Annotated in this window: 18 protein-coding genes and 2 pseudogenes; 11 read left to right on the forward strand and 9 right to left on the reverse strand. The window is 43.5% G+C overall.

Going from position 1 to position 23803, the window contains the following annotated elements; translation table 11 throughout:
* Positions 1–2 precede the first annotated feature (2 nt).
* Positions 3–1802, forward strand: coding sequence for an SLC13 family permease (locus tag RAM70_RS08150; RefSeq protein WP_287999868.1), 1800 nt, complete (start codon positions 3–5; stop codon positions 1800–1802).
* 58 nt (positions 1803–1860) lie between these two features.
* On the opposite strand, the gene RAM70_RS08155 is transcribed toward RAM70_RS08150, so the two are convergent.
* The 3 genes from RAM70_RS08155 to RAM70_RS08165 form a co-directional block, all read right to left on the reverse strand.
* Positions 1861–2397 carry a tetratricopeptide repeat protein gene (locus RAM70_RS08155; RefSeq protein WP_045362547.1) on the reverse strand — a complete coding sequence of 179 codons (537 nt, stop codon included), beginning with the start codon at positions 2395–2397 and terminating at the stop codon, positions 1861–1863.
* A gap of 161 nt (positions 2398–2558) precedes the next feature.
* The gene (locus RAM70_RS08160; protein ID WP_045362550.1) at positions 2559–3341 is read right to left on the reverse strand and encodes a transporter substrate-binding domain-containing protein; all 783 of its coding nucleotides are present in this window, start codon (positions 3339–3341) and stop codon (positions 2559–2561) included.
* On the reverse strand, positions 3338–3418 hold the full coding sequence (locus tag RAM70_RS08165) for a hypothetical protein (RefSeq protein ID WP_223210873.1): 81 nt from the start codon (positions 3416–3418) through the stop codon (positions 3338–3340). The genes RAM70_RS08160 and RAM70_RS08165 overlap by 4 nt, the downstream gene beginning before the upstream one ends.
* 345 nt (positions 3419–3763) lie before the next feature.
* On the opposite strand from RAM70_RS08165, the gene RAM70_RS08170 reads away from it, so the two are divergent.
* The gene (locus RAM70_RS08170) at positions 3764–6691 is read left to right on the forward strand and encodes a DEAD/DEAH box helicase (RefSeq protein WP_287999871.1); all 2928 of its coding nucleotides are present in this window, start codon (positions 3764–3766) and stop codon (positions 6689–6691) included.
* 197 nt (positions 6692–6888) lie between these two features.
* Here the strand turns inward: RAM70_RS08170 and RAM70_RS08175 are convergent, their stop codons facing one another.
* The gene (locus tag RAM70_RS08175) at positions 6889–7842 is read right to left on the reverse strand and encodes a tetratricopeptide repeat protein (RefSeq protein WP_312673203.1); all 954 of its coding nucleotides are present in this window, start codon (positions 7840–7842) and stop codon (positions 6889–6891) included.
* A 386-nt stretch (positions 7843–8228) separates the two neighbouring features.
* On the opposite strand from RAM70_RS08175, the gene RAM70_RS08180 reads away from it, so the two are divergent.
* A complete protein-coding gene (locus RAM70_RS08180; protein WP_045362558.1) occupies positions 8229–8738 on the forward strand; it encodes a YceD family protein in 510 nt (169 codons plus the stop codon).
* A gap of 61 nt (positions 8739–8799) precedes the next feature.
* On the opposite strand, the gene RAM70_RS08185 is transcribed toward RAM70_RS08180, so the two are convergent.
* Complete coding sequence (locus tag RAM70_RS08185; protein ID WP_045362561.1) at positions 8800–9762, reverse strand: glycosyltransferase family 9 protein; 963 nt, start codon at positions 9760–9762, stop codon at positions 8800–8802.
* A gap of 345 nt (positions 9763–10107) precedes the next feature.
* Positions 10108–10710, reverse strand: coding sequence for a M23 family metallopeptidase (locus tag RAM70_RS08190; protein WP_312673205.1), 603 nt, complete (start codon positions 10708–10710; stop codon positions 10108–10110).
* Between the two features lie 314 nt (positions 10711–11024).
* On the opposite strand from RAM70_RS08190, the gene serS reads away from it, so the two are divergent.
* Complete coding sequence (gene serS / locus RAM70_RS08195; protein WP_312673207.1) at positions 11025–12308, forward strand: serine--tRNA ligase; 1284 nt, start codon at positions 11025–11027, stop codon at positions 12306–12308.
* A gap of 276 nt (positions 12309–12584) precedes the next feature.
* Here serS and RAM70_RS08200 read toward each other — a convergent pair whose 3' ends face one another.
* Positions 12585–13745 (reverse strand): 2,3-diketo-5-methylthiopentyl-1-phosphate enolase, encoded by a 1161-nt coding sequence (locus RAM70_RS08200; RefSeq protein ID WP_312673209.1) that lies wholly within the window; start codon positions 13743–13745, stop codon positions 12585–12587.
* Between the two features lie 811 nt (positions 13746–14556).
* Between RAM70_RS08200 and RAM70_RS08205 the strand changes: the two genes are divergently transcribed.
* The 3 genes and pseudogenes from RAM70_RS08205 to RAM70_RS08215 form a co-directional block, all read left to right on the forward strand.
* On the forward strand, positions 14557–16461 hold the full coding sequence (locus RAM70_RS08205; RefSeq protein WP_312673211.1) for a polysaccharide biosynthesis protein: 1905 nt from the start codon (positions 14557–14559) through the stop codon (positions 16459–16461).
* A gap of 250 nt (positions 16462–16711) precedes the next feature.
* Positions 16712–17152 (forward strand): IS630 transposase-related protein, encoded by a 441-nt coding sequence (locus RAM70_RS08210; protein ID WP_312672026.1) that lies wholly within the window; start codon positions 16712–16714, stop codon positions 17150–17152.
* Positions 17098–17583 (forward strand): annotated as a pseudogene (locus tag RAM70_RS08215) (IS630 family transposase); the annotation flags it as partial. The gene RAM70_RS08210 and the pseudogene RAM70_RS08215, both read left to right, overlap by 55 nt.
* Positions 17584–17788: 205 nt before the next feature.
* On the opposite strand, the pseudogene RAM70_RS08220 reads toward RAM70_RS08215, so the two are convergent.
* Positions 17789–19003: pseudogene (locus RAM70_RS08220) on the reverse strand (ISL3 family transposase).
* A gap of 975 nt (positions 19004–19978) precedes the next feature.
* Between RAM70_RS08220 and RAM70_RS08225 the strand changes: the two are divergent.
* Genes RAM70_RS08225 through RAM70_RS08240 form a run of 4 tightly spaced genes read left to right on the forward strand, consistent with a single transcriptional unit; the run spans position 19979 to position 22329 of the window.
* Positions 19979–20410, forward strand: coding sequence for a DUF29 family protein (locus tag RAM70_RS08225; RefSeq protein ID WP_045362481.1), 432 nt, complete (start codon positions 19979–19981; stop codon positions 20408–20410).
* A 7-nt stretch (positions 20411–20417) separates the two neighbouring features.
* Positions 20418–20660: a DUF5678 domain-containing protein gene (locus RAM70_RS08230; protein ID WP_045362478.1), complete on the forward strand. Its 243-nt coding sequence runs from the start codon at positions 20418–20420 to the stop codon at positions 20658–20660.
* A 36-nt stretch (positions 20661–20696) separates the two neighbouring features.
* The gene (locus RAM70_RS08235; RefSeq protein ID WP_312673217.1) at positions 20697–21710 is read left to right on the forward strand and encodes a WD40 repeat domain-containing protein; all 1014 of its coding nucleotides are present in this window, start codon (positions 20697–20699) and stop codon (positions 21708–21710) included.
* A gap of 46 nt (positions 21711–21756) precedes the next feature.
* The gene (locus tag RAM70_RS08240) at positions 21757–22329 is read left to right on the forward strand and encodes a Uma2 family endonuclease (RefSeq protein ID WP_312673219.1); all 573 of its coding nucleotides are present in this window, start codon (positions 21757–21759) and stop codon (positions 22327–22329) included.
* Positions 22330–22342: 13 nt separating this feature from the next.
* Here RAM70_RS08240 and RAM70_RS08245 read toward each other — a convergent pair whose 3' ends face one another.
* A complete protein-coding gene (locus RAM70_RS08245; protein ID WP_312673220.1) occupies positions 22343–23677 on the reverse strand; it encodes an RNA-guided endonuclease InsQ/TnpB family protein in 1335 nt (444 codons plus the stop codon).
* Between the last annotated feature and the right edge of the window lie 126 nt (positions 23678–23803).

Here is a 23803-nt window from a genome sequence, read left to right on the forward strand (position 1 = left end):
CAATGCCAACACCAATTATTCTGACTTTAACGGTTTTAGTCGTTGCTTTAGTCGCTTTCGTGGCGGAATGGCTACCAGTAGATTTAACCGCTTTATGCGTGGCGATTGTCCTCATTCTCTTGGGTTTAGTTACTCCCGAAGAAGGTATCGCCGGGTTTAGTAATTCTGCCACGGTGACAGTGATGGCGATGTTTGTGCTTAGTGCCGGAATTACCCGCACGGGAGTGATTCAAGTAATTCGCGATCGCTTGCTGGTTTGGGGGGGCAAAAGTCCCCACCAACAGGTATTTGTCCTAGGGGCATTAGTGGGGCCGATTAGTGCTTTTATTAATAACACGGCAGTGGTGGCGATCTTTTTACCCATCGTTGAAGATTGGTGTAAAAAACAAAAAATTTCTCCTTCTAAGTTATTAATTCCCCTTTCCTACGCCACAGTTTTAGCGGGGATGATTACCGTGGTGGGAACTTCTACTAACATTCTCGCTAGTGGTATTTCTGCCAAGCTGGGTTATGGGGAATTTAGCTTATTTCAATTTACTGCTTTAGGATTAGTCACTTTTTTAGCAGGTTTGATTTATTTAACAATTTTTGCCCCAAAATTACTACCCGATCGCAAATCTTCCGCAGGGGAATTTTTAGACGATGATTATGGTTCTAAAGTATATCTGAGTGAGGTAATTATTACCCCTCGTTCTAATCTTATCGGTCAAACTTTATCCCAAAGTGGACTACAAAGAAAGTTTGATTTTGATGTGTTGGAATTAATCAGAAATAAGGTACATTTACCCCAACCTTTAGCCGATAAAGTTCTCAATGCTGGCGATATTTTAATCGTTCATAGTAGTCGGGAAGAACTATTAAAAATTAAAGATGAACGAGGCTTAGAAATCTTTGCCGATGTCAAATTTCAGAAAGGAGATATTGAATCGACAATTACTACAGGTGAGGAAAAATTAGCCGAGGTTTTGATTCTATCTAATTCCCGTTTAATTGGGACAACTTTAAAAGATCTAAAATTCCGTCAGCGTTATAATGCAACAGTTCTAGCGATTCGGCGTGGTTCGGAATTACTACAAGGAAGATTAGGGAAAATTCCTTTAAAATTTGGCGACTTGCTCTTAGTTCAGGGACCAAAACAGAGTTTTGTGGGGTTACAAACCACGCGAGAATTATTAGTTTTAGAAGAAAAAGAGCTTGAATCATTGCGACAGGATAAAGGCATTATTGCTTTAATGATTACTTTGTTAGTGATTATTATTGCTGCTTTTGATATTCAACCGATTCTTGTCACCAGTTTAGTCGGGGTGGTTTTAATGGTAATTACTGGCTGTCTAAAACCGGGAGAAGTCTATGGTTCCATTCGTTGGGATATTATCTTTTTATTAGCGGGTTTAATTCCCCTGGGTACTGCCATGGATAACTCGGGAACGACTAAATGGTTGGCAGATAATTTAGTGGCTATCGGCGGTCATCTTTCGGGGTTTTGGATCTTAGTTTTCTTCTATCTAATTACCTCAGTTTTAACTGAAATCCTCTCTAATAACGCCGCCGTGGTGTTAATGATTCCCGTCGCCGTGGAAGTAGCGAAAACGTTGGGTTTAAATCCTTTGGCATTTATGTATGCTGTCACCTTTGCTGCTTCTAATAGTTATCTAACACCGATTGGCTATCAAACTAATACCATGGTTTATGCACCAGGCGGCTATAAATTCCTCGATTTTACCCGTTTGGGTGCGCCCCTAAATTTAATTTTGACGATTTTAACCCCTAGTTTAATTGTCTTGTTTTATGGCTTGAAATAAAGAAAGAAAGAGATCGAAGAATCTTCGATCTCTAAAAAGAATTTGATAGTAGTCAAAACTATTTCGATTCGGCGAAGCGTTTACGCAGGGATTCGGCTCGCTTTTTCGCTACGGTATTGTTAGGATCAAATTTGAGAGTTTCTTCGTAGGTTTCGAGAGCTTTTTTAGCCATCTGTTTCTTTTCGTAAACATTGCCAAGATTATTGAGAGCGATCGAGTATTGAGGATAAAGTTTAATTGCTTCTTTGTAGTTACGAATCGCTAATTCTAATTGTTCTTGGGCAAAATAGGAAAAACCGAGCGCATTGTAGATTAGAGCTTGATTTTCTGGTTCGATGTTTTCTTCCTCAGAGATTTTTAAAGCCTTTTGTAGTAAACTCAATGCTTGAACATAGAGTTTTTTATCGAGATACAGACTCCCTAATTCATAGTATTCTTTAGCTGTACCTTTTTCTTTTTGCAATTTCTTTTGTAGCTTGTTAAAGGTTCCTTCCACTCGACGGGTTTTAAAGATTTGCACGATGACAAAAATTCCTAAACCAATCACGAAAATTAGCAATCCAGAAACGTAAATAAGCGGCAGGGTATCTTCCATAATTAGCGATCGAGCAATCAATATTTTTATACTTATTCCCTCAAATTATAACAGGATTTAGTCAGTGATCAGTGATCAGTTATCAGTGATCACTGATCAGATTTGAGTTTTCAGTTCACTGATTACTGATTACTGTTCACTGTTCACAGCAAAAAAGCACCCTATCTCCCCATTTCCCGAATTCTCAGGGGTAAGCCCCAATAGTTCACCCGTTCTGCTAACCAGCCGGTGGATTCTAGCCGCTCGATCGCTTGGTTGACGCGTTCTCGGAGACTTTGGTACTGTAAACCTTTAGGGAGAACGACTCCTAGAGCGATCGCGCCCAACTGGATCGGTAATTGACGATAATTGGGGAATTGCCGCACCCAACCGGTTAAAAGACTATTATCAGCCGCAAAAGCGTCTATTTCCCCCGTTTCCAGTAAATTAAAAGCTTCTTGATAGGAAGCAACCCCGCGCAGGATAGCGTTAGGCAAATTGGAACGCACAAGGGCGATTGTCGTCGAACCGTTGAGTACGGCGATTCTAGAGTTAGCTAGGTCTTCTAAACGCTGAAATTGCTGGTTTTTCGTCACAAAACCGCTGCTATCGAGGTAATAAAAGGGGCTAAAATCCACTAAGCGCTGACGTGCAGGAGTAATCGCCACACGAGCGATCGCCAAATCCACCCGATCATCAATAACCACCTGTAAACGTTCTTGATTACTAACGGGTTGGAGAATAATAGCACTGTCAGAACCGAGAATTTCTGCGGCTAGACGTTTAGCGATGTCGATTTCCAATCCTTGCAGATTCCCCTGAGAATCAAGGAAAGCGAGGGGAGGGAGATTATTTTTGACAGCGACAATTAATTTTCCCCGGCGTATAATCGTATCGAGATCGGTGCTAAAACTTGGAGCTACACCTAAGAGCAAAAAACCAAGAATAAATAACAAATTTTTCATACTGTTTTACCTAAACTAACTCGATTTCTACCTTGATTTTTAGCGGCGAACATGGCATGATCAGCCCGCTCGATCACCGCTTCTAGATTATTATCTTCAGGGCTAAATGTTGCGAAACCGAGATCAAAGCAAAACTACTGCCAAAAAGAAAATCTAGTCTCAAAAATAAATGCAGGTAAAAATAATTGCCCAAATAGCCTAAAATAATTGATATAACCAACAGGGGCAATGATTTGTTACCCAATCTGGGCAGGTGCTTTAATGCCATGGCGAGCTAGTGGTGATAGAAAAAAAGTCATTCATTATAACCATTGTAAAGGTCAATCCGCCTCTAGTTTCTAGAAGTCCGCTTTTTTCGACTAGAATAAAAAAAGCCAGTCAGAATAGCCACAATTAAGAAAATTTCTCCTCTTAGACTTGACGTGAAAGAGTCCCTCAACCCTACTTCTTTGGATCTCAAAACCATTTTTCCCTTTAAACTCGACGACTTCCAGCAATCGGCGATCGCATCTCTCGCTGCCGGTAAATCAGTGGTTGTCTGCGCTCCCACGGGTTCCGGCAAAACTTTAATCGGAGAATACGCTATCTATCGCGCCCTAGAAAGGGGCAAACGGGTTTTCTACACCACTCCCCTGAAAGCTCTTTCTAACCAAAAATTCCGGGATTTTCAAGAAAAATTCGGTCGCACCCCCACCGATGGCGATGAGGATTCCCCGCTGCTGTTTGCGGAAGTGGGATTAATTACCGGCGATGTGGTGATCAATCCCTCAGCATTAATTGTAGTCATGACTACAGAAATTTTTCGCAATATGCTGTATAGGACTCCGATCGGTCAGGTAGGCACTTCCCTAGAAAACGTGGAAACCCTGGTTCTCGATGAATGTCACTATATCAGCGATCGAGGTCGCGGCACCGTTTGGGAAGAATCAATTATCTACTGTCCCCCTAGTATCCAATTAGTGGCCCTCTCCGCCACCATCGGCAACCCGGGGGAACTCACCGACTGGATTAACTGGGTGCGGCAACTGCCCCAATCCGGCGACAATAAACAGACCTCCAGCTGCGAGCTAATTAACTCCGATTTTCGCCCCGTCCCCCTGCGCTTTTATTTCGCCAATAAAGAGGGATTATTCCCGCTGCTCGACCCAAAACAGAGCAAAGTTAACCCGAAACTACACTCAAAAGTCGGCCACGGCAAACCCCGACGCTTAAAACGAGAAGATTGTCCCACCATCGCCTCGATTGTCACCACTCTGCGGGACAAGGATATGCTCCCGGCCATTTACGTCATTTTCAGCCGTAAAGGTTGCGATCAGGCGATTCGAGAGCTAAAAAACCTCAATCTCGTTAATCCAGAAGAAGCTAGAGCCATTTACTACCGTTTACTCATTTTCTTCCTGGAAGATAATCCCAATCTGCAAGAACTCGCCCTTTCCTTCTTTGCCGTCGAAAATCCGCCTCTACACCAAAAATTACTGGCTTTTTTCGCGAATAACCCCCAGTCCGACGAGCAACTCCTCAGCCTCTTAACCGCCGACCCCGAGACGAAAAATCAACTGTTTGAATTCCTGGCCAGTGCTTCCCAATTGGTGCGCGCCGACCAAGTGGAACCCCTCACCCGGGGCTGTGGTGTTCACCATGCGGGGGTTTTACCCCTCTGGAAAGAGTTAGTCGAACAACTCTTTGAAGCCGGTTTAATTAAGGTGGTTTTTGCCACCGCTACTCTCTCGGCCGGGATTAATATGCCCGCCCGCACCACCGTTATCTCGGCCCTCTCCAAACGCACCGATGATGGCCATAGTATGCTGACTCCCTCGGAATTTGTCCAGATTGCCGGCCGGGCCGGTCGCCGGGGAATGGACGCGGTGGGCCATGTGGTGACAGTACAAACGCCCTTTGAAGGGGCAAAAGAAGCGGCTTTTCTGGCCACCGCCCAACCGGAACCTCTGCAAAGCTGTTTTGCGCCCAGTTACGGCATGGTCTTAAATCTCCTGCAAAAACACAGTCTAGAGGAGGCCAAAGACCTCTTAGAGCGCAGTTTCGCCGAATATCTCGCTCGTTTGAAGTTAAGCCCCGAACGACAACAGATTACCGCCTTAACCACCGAATTAGCTAAGTTGGATATGGAATTAGCCGGGATCGAGCGGGAGCAGGTCTTCAGTTACGAAAAGCTACGGGAAAGACTGCGGGAGGAAGAAAGACTGTATAAAATCCTCGCTAGTCAGTCAGAGGCACAGAAAAGACAGGAAATACATCTAAAATTGCCGAATATTCCCGTCGGAACTATCCTCCATCTCAAGGGCAAACACATTAAGGTTCCCGTCCCCGTCCCCGCTATCTTTGTCAATACCCTGCACGGAGCCGGTCAAGTGCGAACCCTTGTTTGTTTAGGCAGTGATAATCGCTGGTATTTAGCCGCCTATGCCGATATTAGCGAGATCGATCGAGGTTTTCTCTCTCCTGCGGAATTAGGCGAACTGATACCCCCTTCTCTAGCAGCAGTCTCCCTAGGGGGTTGGCGCAAGGGTGAGGAAAATACTCAGGCGATCGCCGATTTAATCCCCCAACAAGTGCAGGGCATCCCACCGGTGACGGAACTGGCAACACAAGCACAAAGAATTGAAATTGTCAATAGTCAAATTGCCGCTCATCCCCTGCAAAAACGCAAAAATCCAGGGCGATTGATGAAATTATACTACGATCGAGAGATTGCTCGCGATAAGTTACACAAAGCCCAGATTAAATACCAGAAACAACAATCGCGCAAATCCTACTACTGGGAAGAATTTCTGAATCTAATCGAGATTTTGCGAGAATTCCAAGCATTAGAGGGTTATTTGCCCACTCCCCTCGGAGAAGCGGCGGCCACTATTCGCGGGGAAAATGAACTCTGGTTAGGATTAGCGATGATGTCCGGAGATTTGGACAGATTGACTCCTAGCCAACTAGCCGCCGCCATCAGCGCCATGATTACGGAACCCCCTCGCCCCGATACTTGGTGCAATTACCCGCCTGTGCCAGAAGTTATCGATATTTTGCGGCAAGGAGAAGGAAATTCCCCCGGTCTGCGAGAAGTTCGCCGTTTACTCTATCAAGCTCAATCTCGCTACGATATCACCATTCCCGTCTGGTTAGAAACCCAACTGATGGGGATTGCCTCCCGTTGGGCCCAGGGGACATCCTGGCCGGAATTGTGCGAAAATACTAGCCTCGATGAGGGAGATCTAGTGCGATTATTACGGCGCACCGTCGATGTTCTCTGGCAAATTCCCCAAATTCCCCGGGTTTCCCAAGTTCTTAAAGATAATGCCCGTCTCGCCGTCACAGCCATGAAGCGCTTTCCTTTATAATAGACCTCTTGTAGAAATCAAAAATCGTTGTTAGGGTTAGGAGCCAGTAGCCAGTAGTCAGTAGTCAGGAGAATTAAAAATAAGCATTAATCAATTAAATGGTATATTTACAGATTTTATGCCATTTAATCCTTATTTTTGACGTTTTTGAACCCTGAAAAATTAATTATGCAAGAGGTCTAATATTGATCGCTCTTTTAAACAATGGGAGATGGTAAGGAAAGTAACTGTTGGTGAATCTGCTCGATTAGGGCGAGGATTTGCTGATAATTGTGGTGCAATCCCTGATGATAGAGGTGATTTGCTCCTTGATTTAAATCCGCTAAAGCTGATTGATAATAACCCAATTGATGCCGCAGTAATCCCCTTCTAATATAAGCATCGGCATAAAAAGGATCGATGGCAATCGCCCGATTTAAATCGGCGATCGAGCGGTCGTATTCACCTAATTGGTGAGCGGTACAAGCTAGATTATAGTAGGCTGAGGCGTTATTTTTATTTAACCGGAGAGCTTGATTAAAATCCGCCTTGGCTGAGGTAAAATTGTGGAGGGCTAAATGAGATAAACCTCGATCATTATAAATAGTGGCTAAAGTGTCGGGTTGCCAGTTAGTAATTTGACGCAAGGATTGATTAAAATCGGCTAGGGCAAGGGGATAATTTTTCATGGCCGCCTGAACTAAACCCCGATTATAGTAGGCTTGATAATAGGTGGGTTTTAACCGGATAGTCTGGTTATAATCGGTCAGCGCCTGTGAATAATCTCCCAAACGATAAAAAGCTAAACCCCGATGGAAATAGGCTAGATAATTATCGGATTGCTGTTGTAAAGAGCGGGTGCAGTCTTGCCAAGCGTGCAGATAATCCTGCAAATAAATCTGAGTTAAACAGCGATTACTGTAGGCTAGGGCCAAGTTATTTTCCTGTTCCAGCGACTGATTGAAATCCTGCAAAGCTTGCTGATAATTACCTGCCTCTAGTTGTTCAATTCCCGATCGCAACCAGTAGGATAAATGTACTGATTGAGCCGCTTTTCCCTGCCGAGGCCATCCCCCCAGCACAAGCGAGCAGAGCAGTGCAACAATAACCAATCCACCGAGGCGAGGAAGAAAATTTTTCAAAACCGTTGACATAGGAGTATCTTTGTGCATATACTCCCAATTCTGAGGAAACTTTCTCGATCGATCAACAGACAGCCTGTCAAACTAAATCCGTTGAATATAGACTACATATTAGGACAGGCAAAAGGCAAGAGGCAAAAGGCAAAAGGCAAAAGGCAGACTTCGGCGTGAGCTTTTGTCGAACGCTTTGTTCTCCCCACACCCTACACCCCACACCCCACACCCTACACCCCACACCCCACACCCCACACCCCACACCCCACACCCTACACCCCACACCCCACAGTCTAGGACTGGTCTATGTCTCTAGAGGTCAGTCTGCGATAAGCTGATAAAGGAAAGATTGTCACCGAGCAATTATGGTGGCGTTACTCGCTAACGCAGTTGACACCCGATAAATGATACAGGAGTTATCTATGGAAACTATTTTTATCCCCCACCTCCTCAAATCTCCTGATCGACAAAGAGTCATCATCATCGATAATTTTATCCCCGATCTAGAAACCTTGACACCAGTGCGGGGGACCTTGCTGGTTAGACATGGGGGGAATTTTTTGGAAGTATCGGTGAAAGCAGAAACCATCGTCACCTTAACCTGCGATCGCTGTTTACAGCAATATAATCATCGTCTGCAATTAAACACTTCCGAATTAATCTGGCTAGACAAAAATAAAGACTACGATCACTCCTATCCTCTAGAGCGAGAAATAGCCTACGAAGACCTCTCGGAAACCCTCGATCCTAACGGGGATTTTGACCCGCAAATGTGGTTATACGAGCAGTTGTGTCTAACTTTGCCCCCCCGTCAACTCTGCGGAGCCAATTGTCAACCACCCGATTTTTTTCTTCCAGAAAATACTGCCATCGATGGTCGTTGGGCCTCCCTAGAATCCTTGAAAAGTCAGTTATCTCAATCGCAAAATTGAGCCTTGATGCCGATTTTTTTCGGGTTTCGAGCCACGAGAAAAGCGATCGAAACCCGATTCTTTACCGGCCCCAAATCTTTTTCAGGACAGTTTCGGGAGTAATATCGGCGACTTTTCCCGTATTAGCTTCAATATATCGATGAAGCTCTCCCCCACTCGGTAAAACTCTCTTAGGCAACGAAGGAAGCAGCAGAGAGAGGGTATAGGTTCCCACGGCCACGGCTAACTGTAAAGGGACACTTTCGGTAGCTAACAATAAATTAGCACCGGCGATCATGGCCGCCATTTTACCGATATCGGCCGTTCTGGACACTTTTAAGTTATTATCCATGGCTTTGAGGGCTAAAACCCAATCTTCATCCAGTTCTCCCTGGATTGCGACAATTGGCAAATCCGGTTGTTGATGGCGAATACCTTGGATAATTTCTAGCCAACTCTCTAGGGGATAAACCGTTTCTAGTCCTTGGCTGATGCTGAGATCGCTACCGCCGGCGTAGAGGAGAATATAGCCGCTATCCTTGATATTGAGGCGTTGCTGCTCCATTTGGGCCCAATCGATATCATCGCGATTCAAGGTTAGTTTTAAAGGTGGACAGGGTGGAGCAATCTTTAACCCTTTGACCAGTGCGTGATAATTATCCGCTAGATAGCCTTCCGTTGGCCGGGGTACTTGTTCCGATAAGAACCAGCTGCCATTATTTTCATAGCCTATACGGTTAGGAACACCATTTAACCAGAGTAAAAGGTTGATAGCAGGACGATTAGTGAGACTAATGGCGATTTCGTACTCCCGGTCTCGAATTACTCCCAAAATATTTAAATAATCCGCTAATCCGTACTGATCTCGATAGTCAAATAAAAGCACTTCCCTAACCTGGGGACAGAGACGATAGGCAGCTTTTGCCCTAGGTTCGACCAAAACATCAATGCTGCTTTGGGGGTAAGTTTGCCGGAGGGTTTCTAGAGTGGGAAAAAACAGCAGTTGATCGCTAATTCCTCCCGGTACAAGGGTTAATATTCGCATTTTATCTGGATATACCTGAATCGATCAGCTTAATTCTAGCAGTGTCCCTCGTTATTCACTAAATCCGGGCAGCGATGTTTTTTCTCCACAGAATGCGATCGCAGATTCCCTAATTCCCCCTTCCTCTTAACTAGGGTTTGCTGAAAAAGTTTTTCGTGGGGGCAGGGTGTGGGGTGTAGGGTGTAGGGTGTAGGGTTTTACCGATTTTGAGGTAGTCAGTTACCTAATTTTCAGAGAAAAAGTCCAGGGATTTTCCCCCCGATCCCTCCAATGGTAGGCACTTTTTGAGGGAAAAAAAGTCTAAAAGCCTTATCCAACAAAGTTTTTAGATTTATTCAGCAAGTCTTAAGTATTACCGGAAGGATTAGAACCGTACATAGCATTTAAAACCAAAGCGGGGTCAACGTATTGATTGCCGTACATCAGTCCCCAGTGCAGGTGTGGTCCGGTGGTGCGTCCGGTCATTCCCACTCTAGCCATACGGGCCCCTGCCGGTATATCCTGACCGAGAGTAAGGACGATTCCTCCTGACCTGTCAATCAAAAAAGTACCACGGCTATCGGATTGAACCGAACCCATGAGATGACAATAAATATGCGTCCATTGACCGGATTGCATCTTAATCATGGTGCCACAGCCTGTATTATCCGATAATTCGACGATTCTGCCGGTCCACCAATTGCGAATATAACTGCCCAAGGGTGCGGCCATATCTAACCCGGCATGAAATTGTTGACTGCCATCCATGGGAGAGAAACGATAACCGAAACCGGAGGTATAGGTTTGAAAGTTTTCCACGGGGAAGGAGGCCCCGGCCCAAGCATTTTGAGCTATGAGAGTGGGATTAGCTTTAACGGGGTGTAAACGGTCAAATCCTAGAGAAATTAACGTGACAAGACAGCTAATTGCTAAAAAACGCAGGAATTTAACAGGCAGATATTTGAGCATGAGACTTACTCCAGACACCAAAATTAAATATACCCCAGTTTCCGCTGCCGCTAATTTTACCGGCGGCTTTTAACCGATATTTTAGTTAAGTTTTGAGTTATATTGAGCATTGGTTAGCGGTTGACAACATTTCCCCTCAGGCTGCCGATTCCCCGACTCCCCCACTTACTTTTTACTTTTTACTGACTCGTAAGTAGGGAGGCACAATTATTTGTAGGATGGGTTAGCGGTAGCGTAACATGATCGGGCGTTGGGTTTCATGCTTCAACCCAACCTACGTTCATCTTATATTTAATTCCACCCACCCACTTACCATGTTAGACCTAAAGCAAATTAGAGAAAATCCAGAGGAAGTACAGCAACGCTTAGATAGTCGGGGAGGGAGTTATGATATTGCCCCTATTCTCCAGTTAAATCAACAACAGAAGGCTTTAGAGTTAGAACGCAGCAGTTTACAGGCCCGGGGTAACGAAATCGGTAAACTGGTGGGACAAAAAGTGAAAAGTGGCAGCGATGTCAACAGTCCCGAAATTTTGGGACTGAAAACAGAAGGAAACGAGATTAAAAGTAAACTAGCTCAATTAGAACCGCAGGAAAAAGCCATTAAAGCGGCCATTGACCAAAAAATCTTAGATTTACCCAATTTACCTAGTGAAACCACTCCCATCGGTAAGGATGAACGGGAAAATGTGGAAGTCAGACGCTGGGGAGAGGAATATAAACCCACCAACCCGAATATTTTGCCTCACTGGGAAATTGGGGAAAAATTGGGCATTTTAGACTTTGAACGGGCAGTAAAGATCGCCCAGAGTCGTTTTGTTAATCTTATCGCCCTCGGGGCAGCCCTAGAAAGAGCTTTAATTAATTTTATGCTCGATCGCCATATTGTCGCCGGTTATACAGAAGTTTTACCGCCAATTCTGATTAATAGTGACTCCCTGCGCGGGACGGGACAACTGCCGAAATTTGCGGAAGAAAGCTTTAAATGTCGAGATGATGAGCTTTGGTTAGCACCAACGGCAGAAGTACCTGTAACTAACCTCTATCGCGATGAAATCCTCTCATCGGAGCAATTACCGATCAAACACTGTGCCTATACCCCTTGTTTTCGTCGAGAAGCGGGCAGCTATGGCAAAGATACGAGGGGCTTGATCCGTTTGCATCAATTTAATAAGGTGGAAATGGTCAAAATCGTCCATCCTGACGCTTCTGCTCAGGAACATGAAAGTTTAGTCGCTAATGCAGAGGCAATCCTGCAAGCTTTACAGTTGCCCTATCGGGTGATTGAATTGTGTAGCGGTGACTTGGGTTTTTCGGCAGCCAAATGTTATGACTTAGAAGTGTGGCTACCTTCGGCTAATACCTATCGGGAAATTTCCAGTTGTTCTAATTTTAGAGACTTTCAGGCACGACGGGCAAATATTCGCTTTAAAGAAAAAGGGCAAAAAGGCACTAATTTTGTCCACACCCTCAACGGTTCGGGATTAGCGATCGGTCGTACTATGGCTGCTATCCTAGAAAATTATCAACAGCCGGACGGGACGGTAAAAGTGCCAGAAGTGCTGCAACCCTATCTAAAACGGGAAGTTATTTGTTAATTTTTGATAAAAATGCTTGACAAAATCTCTATATAGGGTTTGCTGAATAAATCTAAAAACCTTGTTGGGTAAGACTTTTAGACCTTTTGTCAATCAAAAAGTACCGGATATGGGAGTGATCAGGGGGAAAATTCAGGTACTTTTTCCCTGAAAATTGGGTAGTTGACCACCTGAAAATCGGTAAAACCCTACACCCCACACCCCACACCCCACACCCTGCCCCCAAGAAAAACTTTTTGCCGCAAACCCTATATAGTGCATTTGAAAGAATTGAACTTAACCCCACTCTAGAATTGCCTGTTTTAAGGCTCCTTCGGGCAAATTGGCTGGATCAAAAGACTCACCCGCTTCTATTCTGGCTAAAGCTTCAAAAAAAGCCCTCACACCACTGGCAGGCCCCGATGGGTGGTCCATAATTCCGGTTCCCGCATTGAGGATAACATTACGTCCGTAATCCCCAAGGACCTGGGGAACAATACCTGGACGAATGCCGGCCGAGGGAACTGGAAAAACGTTTCTATCGCGCAAAATATCGCGAATTTTGCCCTCCTCCTGGGGATCGAAGGGTAAACTACCGTAAGCGGCGGGATATAGCACCGCATCGGCTCCTGCGTGGGCCATCATCGTCCCCAAAACCACAGAATAGGCTAATCCCGTATCGCTACCGGCACACATCGCTCCGGCAAAGGCAGGATGGGCGAAAATAGGCACATCGATCGCCGGATCACTGGCTAAAGCTTCTAAAACGGAAAAACCGTAGGTAAGAACGTTTAATAACAGGGCATTAGCCCCATGTTTCACCAATAAACGGGCTTTTCTCTGCAATTCGTCCGCTTTTCCAGTGACATTGACCGCGTAGAGAACATTTCTGCCGGTTTGCTGCCGCACTTCCTCCAAAACCCGACGACAACAATCTAGGCGCTCGTGGGTGGGAGCCACGGGAAGATCCGCCATGATTTCATCATCTTTAATCACGTCTAAGCCAGCAAAAGCCACTTCTCGCAGGATATCGGCGTGATCTTGGGCCGATAGTCCTAAAGCGGGTTTAAAAATTGCCATTACTAGAGGTCGATCATAAACCCCCAAACGTTGCCTAATTCCTGTGATTCCCAGCTTGGCTTTCGTGCCGTAGCTTTCGGGGAGATACACCCCCACCACTTTTCCGGCTCCAGCCATGGAATATTTGCCGAAAATCATGGTTAAAAGACTGGCGATGTCATTTTCAACGTTTATCTGGGGAAAACGCACCCTAGCCACCTTATAACCGTCGGCTTCCTCCCTGATCCCCACCACTTCCCCTAGGTGTTGTTGCAGCTGCTGTTGACGATGACTGTGGCGATCGCTCCAAGTGCCAGCGGTTTGACCGATAGCGATCGTTTTTGCCTGTTTTTCGGCATTAATAGCGGTAGGAAAGCGATAATCGACAATGATAGTCATGAAAAGTCAAAAGCTAAAAAAGGGAGTGGGAATTATAAATTATAAATTATGAATTATGAATTGGGGGGGTGGGGAGATAGGCAGAAAAAGCTGCCTCTTGCTTATCCTAACCAAGGAGTTAATTGTGTCGGCTCTCCTAGACTGGTTATAGCAAATTAGTAGTTTAAATGAGCCTAACCCCTTAAATAGCCTGGAATCCAACAAAGCCAAAAGCTTTTTTGATTAAAATTGCTTTTTTGAATTCTGGTGAGCCTTTTGGCAAGGCTTGCGTGGATTATTTTCTGCTAATATATCATAACTACTCTAGAAGAGCCAAAAGTCTTGACAAATCGCGCCGCTTGATATAATTGGGGTTGGCTGAAAAAGTTTGTTGGTGGGGTCAGGCGGTCGGCAGCGGGCAGGAGGCAGGAGTTTCAGGCTTTGTTGCCCTCCTTTTTTGTACCAATTATGTACTAAAAAAAGGATAATGCAAGGTTTTTGAAGGTCTCAATCCTATTTTCGCAGCATGAACATCGGATTTTAACAGGTCAAAAGCCTTATTTTCAAAGGGTTTTACCATTATTCAGCCAGCCCTAATTGGATTTGGGTGATATCATCTTGCGGAAAGACAGGCAGCGCTACTGTTATAAAGAATATTGGCTCGGCTCTTCTTGTTTCTGTATGGAAGGGAGAAGAATAGGGGTAATTTTCCAGAAATATATTCTTCAAAGCCTTGCCTAGCAAAACTCGTCCGAATAATAAGCACTGATTATCGCACAAAGTCGAGAGGAGCTAAGTAAATTTACCTTAAGATTAATTAATCAATTGGATAATGTATAGAAAACTGGCGAACAAAATCCTTAAATTAGCTAATTGCCTATCTAGATCATCGAAGCGATCTCTTCTAATTGTCACCGATTGCCTTATTTTTTGTCTGACCATCTATCTAGCCTTCTCTCTCAGGTTTAATCTTAGCCTCGAATATCAGCAAATTAGACCTTTTTTCGGGGAAATATTCAGCTTAATTGCCATTAAACTTCTAGTTTTCTATCTTAAAGGTATTTACCGTCCCGTACTACGTTATACAGGATTAGAGTTTCTTTCCTCCGTACTGCAAGCGGTTCTCTATAGTTCAGGGGTTTTAATCAGTCTTGCCTACTTTCAAAGGGATGCCTTTTTGCCGCGTTCAGTCCTGATTATCGACGCATTGTTAACCCTAGTATTGGTTATTGGGGTGAGACTGTTGATTCGTTCTGTCTTTCACCGTCTGAATATTTACGTCAGTAGTGTCGATAGGGAACCGACAATTGTTATCTATGGTGCCGGGGTTGTGGGTTGTCAATTGGCACGTTCCCTACAAAATGACCCCCACTATCGTTTATTGGCCTTTGTTGATGATAATCCCGATTTGCAGCAGCGAGTTATCCAAGGCATTAGGGTTTATCCCCCCTCTCAATTGGCACTACTGCACCAAAAACGGGCCTTTGACTGGGTTATTCTCGCTATTCCGAATGCAGACAAGACCAGAAAGCGGCAAATCATCGAAAGTCTAGAAACTTTACCCATCGTCATTAAAACCGTCCCTCCCCTCTCAAAAATTTTATCGGGAGAAGCGGCCATCAATCAGATTCGCAGTGTCGATGTCTCGGAATTATTAGGACGGGAAGAAATTCTACCCCATCCCGAACTTTTGGGAAAAAATGTCACGGGTAAAGCGGTGTTAGTCACCGGGGGTGGCGGTTCCATCGGTTCGGAATTATGCCGACAAATCGCCCTCCTCAAGCCAAAATGCTTGGTAATCTACGAATTAAACGAGTTTTCCCTCTACAAAATCGATCTCGATTTAAGCGAAAATTATGCCGATTTAGCCAAGTATGCCTATCTAGGCAATGTTCTTGACCGCAATCATCTAGACCGAGTCATCCAACAACACCAAATTGAGACAATTTATCACACGGCCGCCTATAAGCACGTTCCCCTTGTGGAAACCAATGCTAGTCAAGGGATTTACACTAATGTTTGGGGAACCTTAAATGTCGCTCAGACCGCGATCGAGAATTCAGTTAGTAATTTAGTTCTCATTTCCACCGATAAGGCCGTCAGACCGACTAACATTATGGGGGCCAGCAAACGCTGTGCTGAGTTAGTCGTGCAAGCTTTGGCCGCTTTACCCCATACTTCCACCTGTTGCGCTATCGTCCGCTTTGGCAATGTTCTTGATAGTAGCGGTTCCGTGGTGCCGCGTTTCCGGGAACAAATCGCCCAACGTAAGAATATTACCCTCACCCATCGCGATATTATTCGCTATTTTATGTCTATTCCAGAGGCGGTGCGTTTGGTTATACAAGCGGGAGCCATGGCCCGAGGGGGTGAGGTATTCCTGTTAGATATGGGTGAACCGGTAAGAATTTACGATTTGGCCCTACAGATGATCCGTTTAAGTGGCTTGGAATTAGGGCAAGATATCGATATTGAAATCACAGGATTAAGACCGGGGGAAAAACTCTACGAAGAATTATTAATCGATACCGATAAAGCTCGTCCCACCGCTCACCCAAAGATTTTTTGCGCTCATGAACACTTTCTTGCTTGGGACAAATTGCGAATCAAATTAGAGCAACTGCTTAATTATATTCAAGTTAATGACCGTCAGGGCTTAGTTAAGTCCCTACAAGATTTAGTTCCCGAATATCAGCCGGCGCAGCAAATAGCCAGTAATTTGTCAAGTAAAAAGTGAAAGAAAGGAGTTTTAGCGAGTGCATCCCACATTTGCAGAAATACCGACAATTAGCAATTATCAGTGACTCTTAAATTAGTACAAAAATATGAACAATCGCGTGTAAGCATCCCACCGAAAAACTAATGCGCTCCGGGGTTTGGGCCCCAACGGGGGGTTTGGGTAGGGTTGATTCATGAATCAACCCTACTATAGCAAAGAGCGGGATAGTTAGGACATAATAGAGAAAAAGAAATGAGGAGAAGCTTTCATGGCAGCACCCTATAGTGATGATTTAAGACAGAAAGCAGTGAGTGCCGTAGAGCGAGGGGAGAAAAAAAGCCATGTCTGTCGCACCCTCAATATTAGTCGTAATACATTAGACCTATGGCTGAAACGGAAGAAACAAACTGGGACGGTGGCCGCTAAAACTAACTATCGTCGAGGGCCGAAGCCCAAAATTGACGATTTAGAAGCCTTTCAAAAGTTGGCCGAACAATATGGGCATTTGACCCAAGAAAAAATGGCGCAAAAATGGGCTAACCCAGTCAGTAGGATGAGAATTGGTCAAGCGCTCAAAAGAATTGGATTTACTAGAAAAAAAAAACTTATGGCTACAGAGAAAGAGATGAAGAAGCCCGAAAAGAGTTTCTCCAAAAAATCAGAGGTTATGCCCCGGAAAGATTTGTCTATATTGATGAAGCTGGAATAGATAACACCATCGATTACCCTTATGGATATTGTCACAAATCAGAAAGATTTGAGGCTTTAAAGTTAGGTCACTGTAGCGAAAGAGTTAGTGTGATCAGCGGTTGGTGGCGTGGTTCCACGATCGCGCCAATGGTGTTTGAGGGGTACTGTAATACAGAGTTGGTGTGTGAGTGGATAGAACAATTGCTATTACCCGAACTACTACCCGGTCAAATTATCATCATTGATAACGCCAGTTTTCATCCCAAAGAGAGAATCAAAAAATTGTTAGCTAAAGCGGGATGTGAAGTGCTATTTTTACCCGCCTATTCTCCAGATATCAACAAAATTGAAAAGTTCTGGGCTAGATTGAAAAACTATGTTAGTCAGATTATCAATGATAGTGAAAACCTTGTGGATGCTGTGAGTAAAGCCTTCAGGCATCTGTCCTAACTAACTCGTTCTATGCCATAGGAGTCGCCAATCAGCCAAAAAACTTTGGAAACTGGTCAAACTAATCCTATTGAAAGATTAAATAATACCTTTCGACCAAGGATTTCTCGGCTGGTGAGAGAGAGTCTATCTTTCTCTAAAAAAATGGAGAATCACGTTGGGGAGCCCTTTGGTATTTTGGCTCTTCGTTACTCTTTATGCTAAATCAACAGACAAGATGCCAAGACAACATACTTCTAACCCAAAAATTTCGAAAGTTTCTAAAGCCATAGCCTCTTCGTTTTATTAGTTTAAGTTTATTGTTGATTCCCTCGACTAATCCATTCGTTGTCCTTCGCTCGAAATAACTAATGATTTCTCCAAACCAGTTTCGGATTGTTTGACAACTCTTGGTAAAAACACTGGAGGATTTTGCCAACCATTCCGAGATGGATAGCATTCCCTCTGTCGGATTCTTTGAGGTTTCGTAAATCCTTCTGAATTCTTCCTTTAATTCGTGCATCTCTTTCAAATTTAGCCAAGTTTTTTTGATAGCTTCTAGTTTGATTTTTTGGGGTTCCGTTAAATCTTCTTCATTTTTTAACAGGCTATATTTACTTCGCTTTAAAACTTCTAGCTTCGCTTCTTTTTCCGCTTTCTGTTTTTTCTTTTTCCGCGCTTCTACGGCTCTTTTTTCCGCTCTTCTCTGTTCGTCTAACTCTTGATTAATTTGTTTCATTACATGGAATCTATCAGCGACTACCTCGGCCGACGGCATCAATTCTTTTACCAGATTTTTATAGGACAACCAAAGGTCTATGCTCACTTCTTCAATTTGCTCTAACACCTCTTTTCCCCAGCCCGTAAGGGTTTTCTTAAACTCTTCTTGTGTTCGCTTCTCCAGAATAGCTATTAGTTTTCCCGTATCTAAATTTACTAAAACTGCACAGTAATTTTTTTGTCCCTTCACTAGAGCGATTTCATCAATTCCTAGTCTTTTTAATTCCGATAAATCTGGCTCGGTAATTTCTTCAGCGATGTCCTCTAGCATTCTTTGAATCTCTTCTTCCGTTACGTCATTTCTTCGGCTAACATTTAAAATATCTCCTGATTTTAATTGTTCAAGTATATTCTCGGCTAGTCTTTTCGTATAGGTTCGTTTACTGGCGACAAAATCTAACTCTTCGCTAAAGGGCTTCTGACAATTATCGCACTTAAATTGACGACGATTAACTTGTAGGTACACTGGTTGGCCTGAGAGCGGTAAATCTTTGACTAAATGTCGATGATTTTGGTGTAGTTTATCGCTCTCTAACCCACAACGAGGACAGATTGCTTTTTTCTTTTTCGATTCGATTCGTCAAACTATACCGACATTTTCTAGGTGTCGATAGCCTTGAATAGAGGTTCCTTCTAGGTTCAAAAATTTGTCAAGTATCATAAGTAAAATACTCTGGTTTTTGGCTATTATATTAAATCTTAACTCAATTGTCTATCTTTTGGTATTAACCTGTTTGTGTCTAAAATTTCTCCCTGTATAGATTTCAGCTATTTTTGAGCGTAAGCACTATCATCGAATTTTATTTTAAGTTAATTATTTGCATAACAATTACCGAAGAGCCGGTATTTTATCCATGACTACAATGCACAGCAAAGCAAAGGATTAAGCCTCCATCAATACTACCGAATCACCCCCCCGAACGGTTACGATGGCCTTAAATAACAGTTAAGTAGGGCTTGCTGAATAATGGTAAAACCCTTTTAAAATAAGGCTTTTGACCTGTTAAAATCCGATGTTCATGCTGCGAAAATAGGATTGGGACTTTCAAAAACCTTGCATTATCCTTCTTGTAGTACATAGCTTGGTACAAAAAACAAGGGCAACAAAGCGTGAAACGACCGGCTCCGTTCGGACATCGGGGGGAGCTTTTGTCGAACGCAAAAGCTCACGGCCGAAGCCTGACTCCCCAGACTCCTAACCCCACCAATACACTTTTTCAGCAAACCCTAAGTAGTCGAACATAAGTTTTCGCTGCTGTATAAAGTTTTGTAAATAGGGTAGAAAGCTGTATGCAACAGCAAAAACCGCCTATTTTACATTCCTTAACATAGTGTTGTTTATTTATGTCCGACTACTTAGGGAGCTTCTGGGACTTTCGGAAATCCCTGACCGAATCCAGATTCTGAAAGCCTTGGTTGACAAGTGATCGCTAACTTTTTTTCTAATAAAAACTCAAATTTCGGGTTTCTGTTAGTTAGCGATAGCTTGAAGGCTTACCCCATAAGAGAGCTAGAGTTTAGAGACTGTAAGACTTTTGCCAGACTCCCTCCAAGAGCGTTAGTGAGGGATGAGCTTTTAGATAGAGAGACTTGTGGCAAGATATAATTAAGGGGTATTGAGGGAAGAAATTCGATTATGGAAGAACTTTTAGAATTAAAAGCTTTGCTCTTAAAAGGTGATATTAAAGGTTCACTGGCGATTGTAGAAGAACTTGAAGATATGAGCAAAAATGGGATTATTAGCACCATTCGTAGTTATGCTGTTATCTTATTACTGCATTTAATTAAACAACAGGCAGAAAACCGAACCACTCGTTCTTGGGATGTCTCCATTCGCAATAGTGTTAGAGAAATTCAACGCCAAAATAAACGCCGAAAAGCAGCAGGATATTATTTAAGTGATCAGGAATTAACAGACACTTTAAACGATGCTTATCTTAATGCTTTGGATGCCGCTTCTTTAGAAGTCGAAGCAGGTCGGTATCAATCGGAGCAAATAGAAGCTATAATTGACAAAAATAAACTGATTAGCACTGCTTTCATTCTGATCAAAAACGTCTCTCCCTAGAAAGATTATGACCAACTCAATCTCTAAAGAAAAAGCCCAAGAAATGTTACGTTGGTTAAACAAAAATCGTGACACCGTGCTTGATTTGTATAAAAATCAATACATTGCCTATAATGAAAAAGGGGTCATTGCTCACGGTGAAAATTTACAGAATGTTCTGGAAGAAGCCAACACAACCAATCAAGAATTTGTCATTTATCTTGTTCCTCGTTGTCGTTATTCTATGCAAATTTTACCCCTTCAAGTTTAAAGTAGTTTAAGATGATTTTGACAACGGCAAAATTCTATGAAAATAACCCTTTATCAACCGACATTATCGTTATTATTGCTGCTGTTGCTATCGGGGGGTTGTGCAGTGAATCGGGAAAAAGAGAAAACCACCACTCCGCAAGCGTCTCCCCTAGCAGAAATCGTTCCTTGGCAGATGGTCGAACGGGTTACTATTTTAAAAGCCGATCAGGATCCCATCTATGCTTTAGCCATTAGTCCCGATAACTCCCTGCTGCTGAGTGGTAGTTTTGACGGTACTGTTAGGGAATGGGATTTAAAAACCCAAAAACCTCTCAGGACTTGGCAACTAGGTGATACCGTTAACGCTATCCAATTTAGTCCCGATGGTGAGACTTTCGTAACTGCCGATGCGGGGGGAAAAGTGCAACGCTGGAATACGCGCACGGGAAAATTAGAAATGACCTATCCTGGCCATGCTTTTCTCGTTACCGATGCCGCTATTTCTCCCGATGGCAAAATTTTGGCTACGGGTAGCTGGGATCGTACAGTCAAACTCTGGGATTTTCAGACGGGTAAACTGTTAAAAACCCTGCGCGGCCATCATCATCCGATTCAGGCGATCGCATTTAGTCCCGATGGTGAAGGAATTGTTAGCGCCGATTACGATGGCTTCGTTAAACTGTGGAAAGTGAGTACCGGTCGCTTTATTCGCGCCTATGCGGGTAATTTATTCCCCGTTTATCGGGTGCTTTTTTCCAAGGATGGTAATATCGCCGGTACTGCTAGTCAAGACGGTTCGATCCGCAGTTGGCAAGTAAAAAGCGGCATCGGCACCACGACTATTCTCGCCCATAACGACGCTGTTACCGATATGGCCTTGCTCGATGGGGGTACAGTTTTGGCCAGCACTTCCGGGGATGGAACTGTCAAATTTTGGGATGTTAATACCCGTCAGCGCTTGAATACCCTCAAGGGAAACGTCATCTTAAGAATGGTTGCCAGTCAAGATGGTCGTTGGTTAGTCACTGGAGATCGGGACGGTGCGATCGCAATCTGGCGGGGAATCTAATTGACTATAATTAAGACTAGAGTGTTTTCTAGGGCGAAATATAGCTATGGCAGCAGTGATTTTAAACTTAGATACAGTCAATCTCAGCGATGAGCAGTTTTACCGTCTCTGTCAAGTTAACCCAGATTGGCAACTGGAAAGAAACGCCCAAGGAGAATTAATTGTGATGCCACCTGTTGGGGGAATTAGCGGCAACCGAGAGGCCGATTTTATTAGTTTGCTTTGGTTGTGGAATCGTCAAACCGGATTGGGTAAAGTCTTTAGTTCGGCGACGATTTTTCGTTTACCGAAAGGCGGATATCGCGCTCCCGATGCTGCTTGGGTGAGTTTAACTCTTTGGCAAGCTCTAAGTCGAGAAGAACAGGAGAAATTTCCGCCTATTTGTCCCGATTTCGTCATTGAACTGCGCTCCCGTAGCGATTCCCTCCCAGAAATTCAAGCTAAAATGCGGGAATATCTCCACAGTGGTTTGCGATTAGGTTGGCTAGTTAATCCTCAACAACAACAGGTGGAAATTTATCGTCCTCAGCAACCCGTAGAAATTATGGAACTACCCGCTAATTTAAGCGGAGAGGATGTCTTACCAGGCTTTAGTCTATTTATCTCTATTTTTGATTGACATACTCCCACCGTCAAGCTACGCTGTGACGGGGGATTCTTTCCACATCGCTGTTAGAAATTCCTTGTTCAACGAGACAACTTAGATTCTCAATGTCTCCATTAAAAACCCAGAGGTCGGACTCTCCCAAGGCGTTTAGGTCGGTTTCTGTTTGCCCAACAGTACCGTTGACACTTCGACTTCGCTCAGTGTCAATGCCGAGCGAAGTCGAGGCATTGAGATGTTTTCCCAAATATTGCAACCCTTTTTTAAGAATATTTATTGCTGCATTATGATCCCTATCTAAGACTGTTTTACAATTGGGACATTGATGAGTTCTAGTGCTTAATGTTTTTTGAACTCTCGTCCCACAAACTGAACAATCTTGAGTCGTGAAATGGGGAGGAACAGCAATACAAACAATCCGATAAATCTTGGCAAAATAATTCAACCATTCAGTGAATTGATACCAAGAAGCATCACTAATCGACTTGGCAAGCTTACGGTTTTTGACTAAGTTTCTTACCTTTAAAGCTTCATAGACTACCAAATCATTAGACTGGACTAACGCCAAAGCGTCTTTAATTGCTTTGTCTTTACGTTGTCTTGACACCTTAAGATGAAGCCTAGCCACTTTTATCCGTTGCTTGTGATAGTTGTTAGACTGTTTCTTTCCTTGACGAAATAGTTTTGATAATCGTCTTTGTGCTTTTTTAAGTCTTTTTTCTGACTTTCTTAAATAACGTGGATTCTCTACAGTATTACCTTGAGCGTCAGTATAAAACTCTTTTAACCCTAAGTCAATTCCTGTTATTTGTCCCGTTGGTTCATGGTATTCTTGCCGCTCTACGTCAATTAAAAACTGGCAATAATAACCGTCAGCACGTCTAACAACTCTTACCCGTTTAATCTGTTGTTCTGAATAATAAACTAAGGTTTTCTGACTACACCATAAATCAAATTCTCCTGCTTTAAAACCATCAGTGAACTTGATTTTACGTCTATCATCAGATAGTTTGTAACCCGTTAGTTTATATTCAACCGAACGGCTATGCTTTTTGAACCGAGGAAAACCCTTTTTCCCCGCTATCTTAGCATGACAATTCTGGTAAAACCTATTAATTGATTGCCAGGCTCTATCAGCAGCCGATTGACGTGCTTGTGAGTTTAATTTATTAACCCAAGGTGTCTCTTTATTGTTAGCTAGTACCGAGCAAAGTTTTTGGAGATCATTGCGGGTTGTCCCTTGATTGTCCATCCAATAACGAACACAAGAGTTACGCACAAACTGAGAAGTTTTGATAGCTTCATCAAGCCGTTGATATTGCTCTGGTGTCCCGTTTTTTAACTTGGCTTCTACGACTAGCATCGATTAATCCTCGACCCTGTATCAATTAAGTATAACACAGTTTACCTACAAATGGTAGAATTAAAATCGTGCTTCGCAGTCAATATCCTGGTCGGATTTCATCCCCCGCAAAGGTGAGTATCTTGT

Origin of the sequence: Microcystis wesenbergii NRERC-220 (genome assembly GCF_032027425.1) — a bacterium.
Taxonomy (GTDB): domain Bacteria; phylum Cyanobacteriota; class Cyanobacteriia; order Cyanobacteriales; family Microcystaceae; genus Microcystis; species Microcystis wesenbergii_A.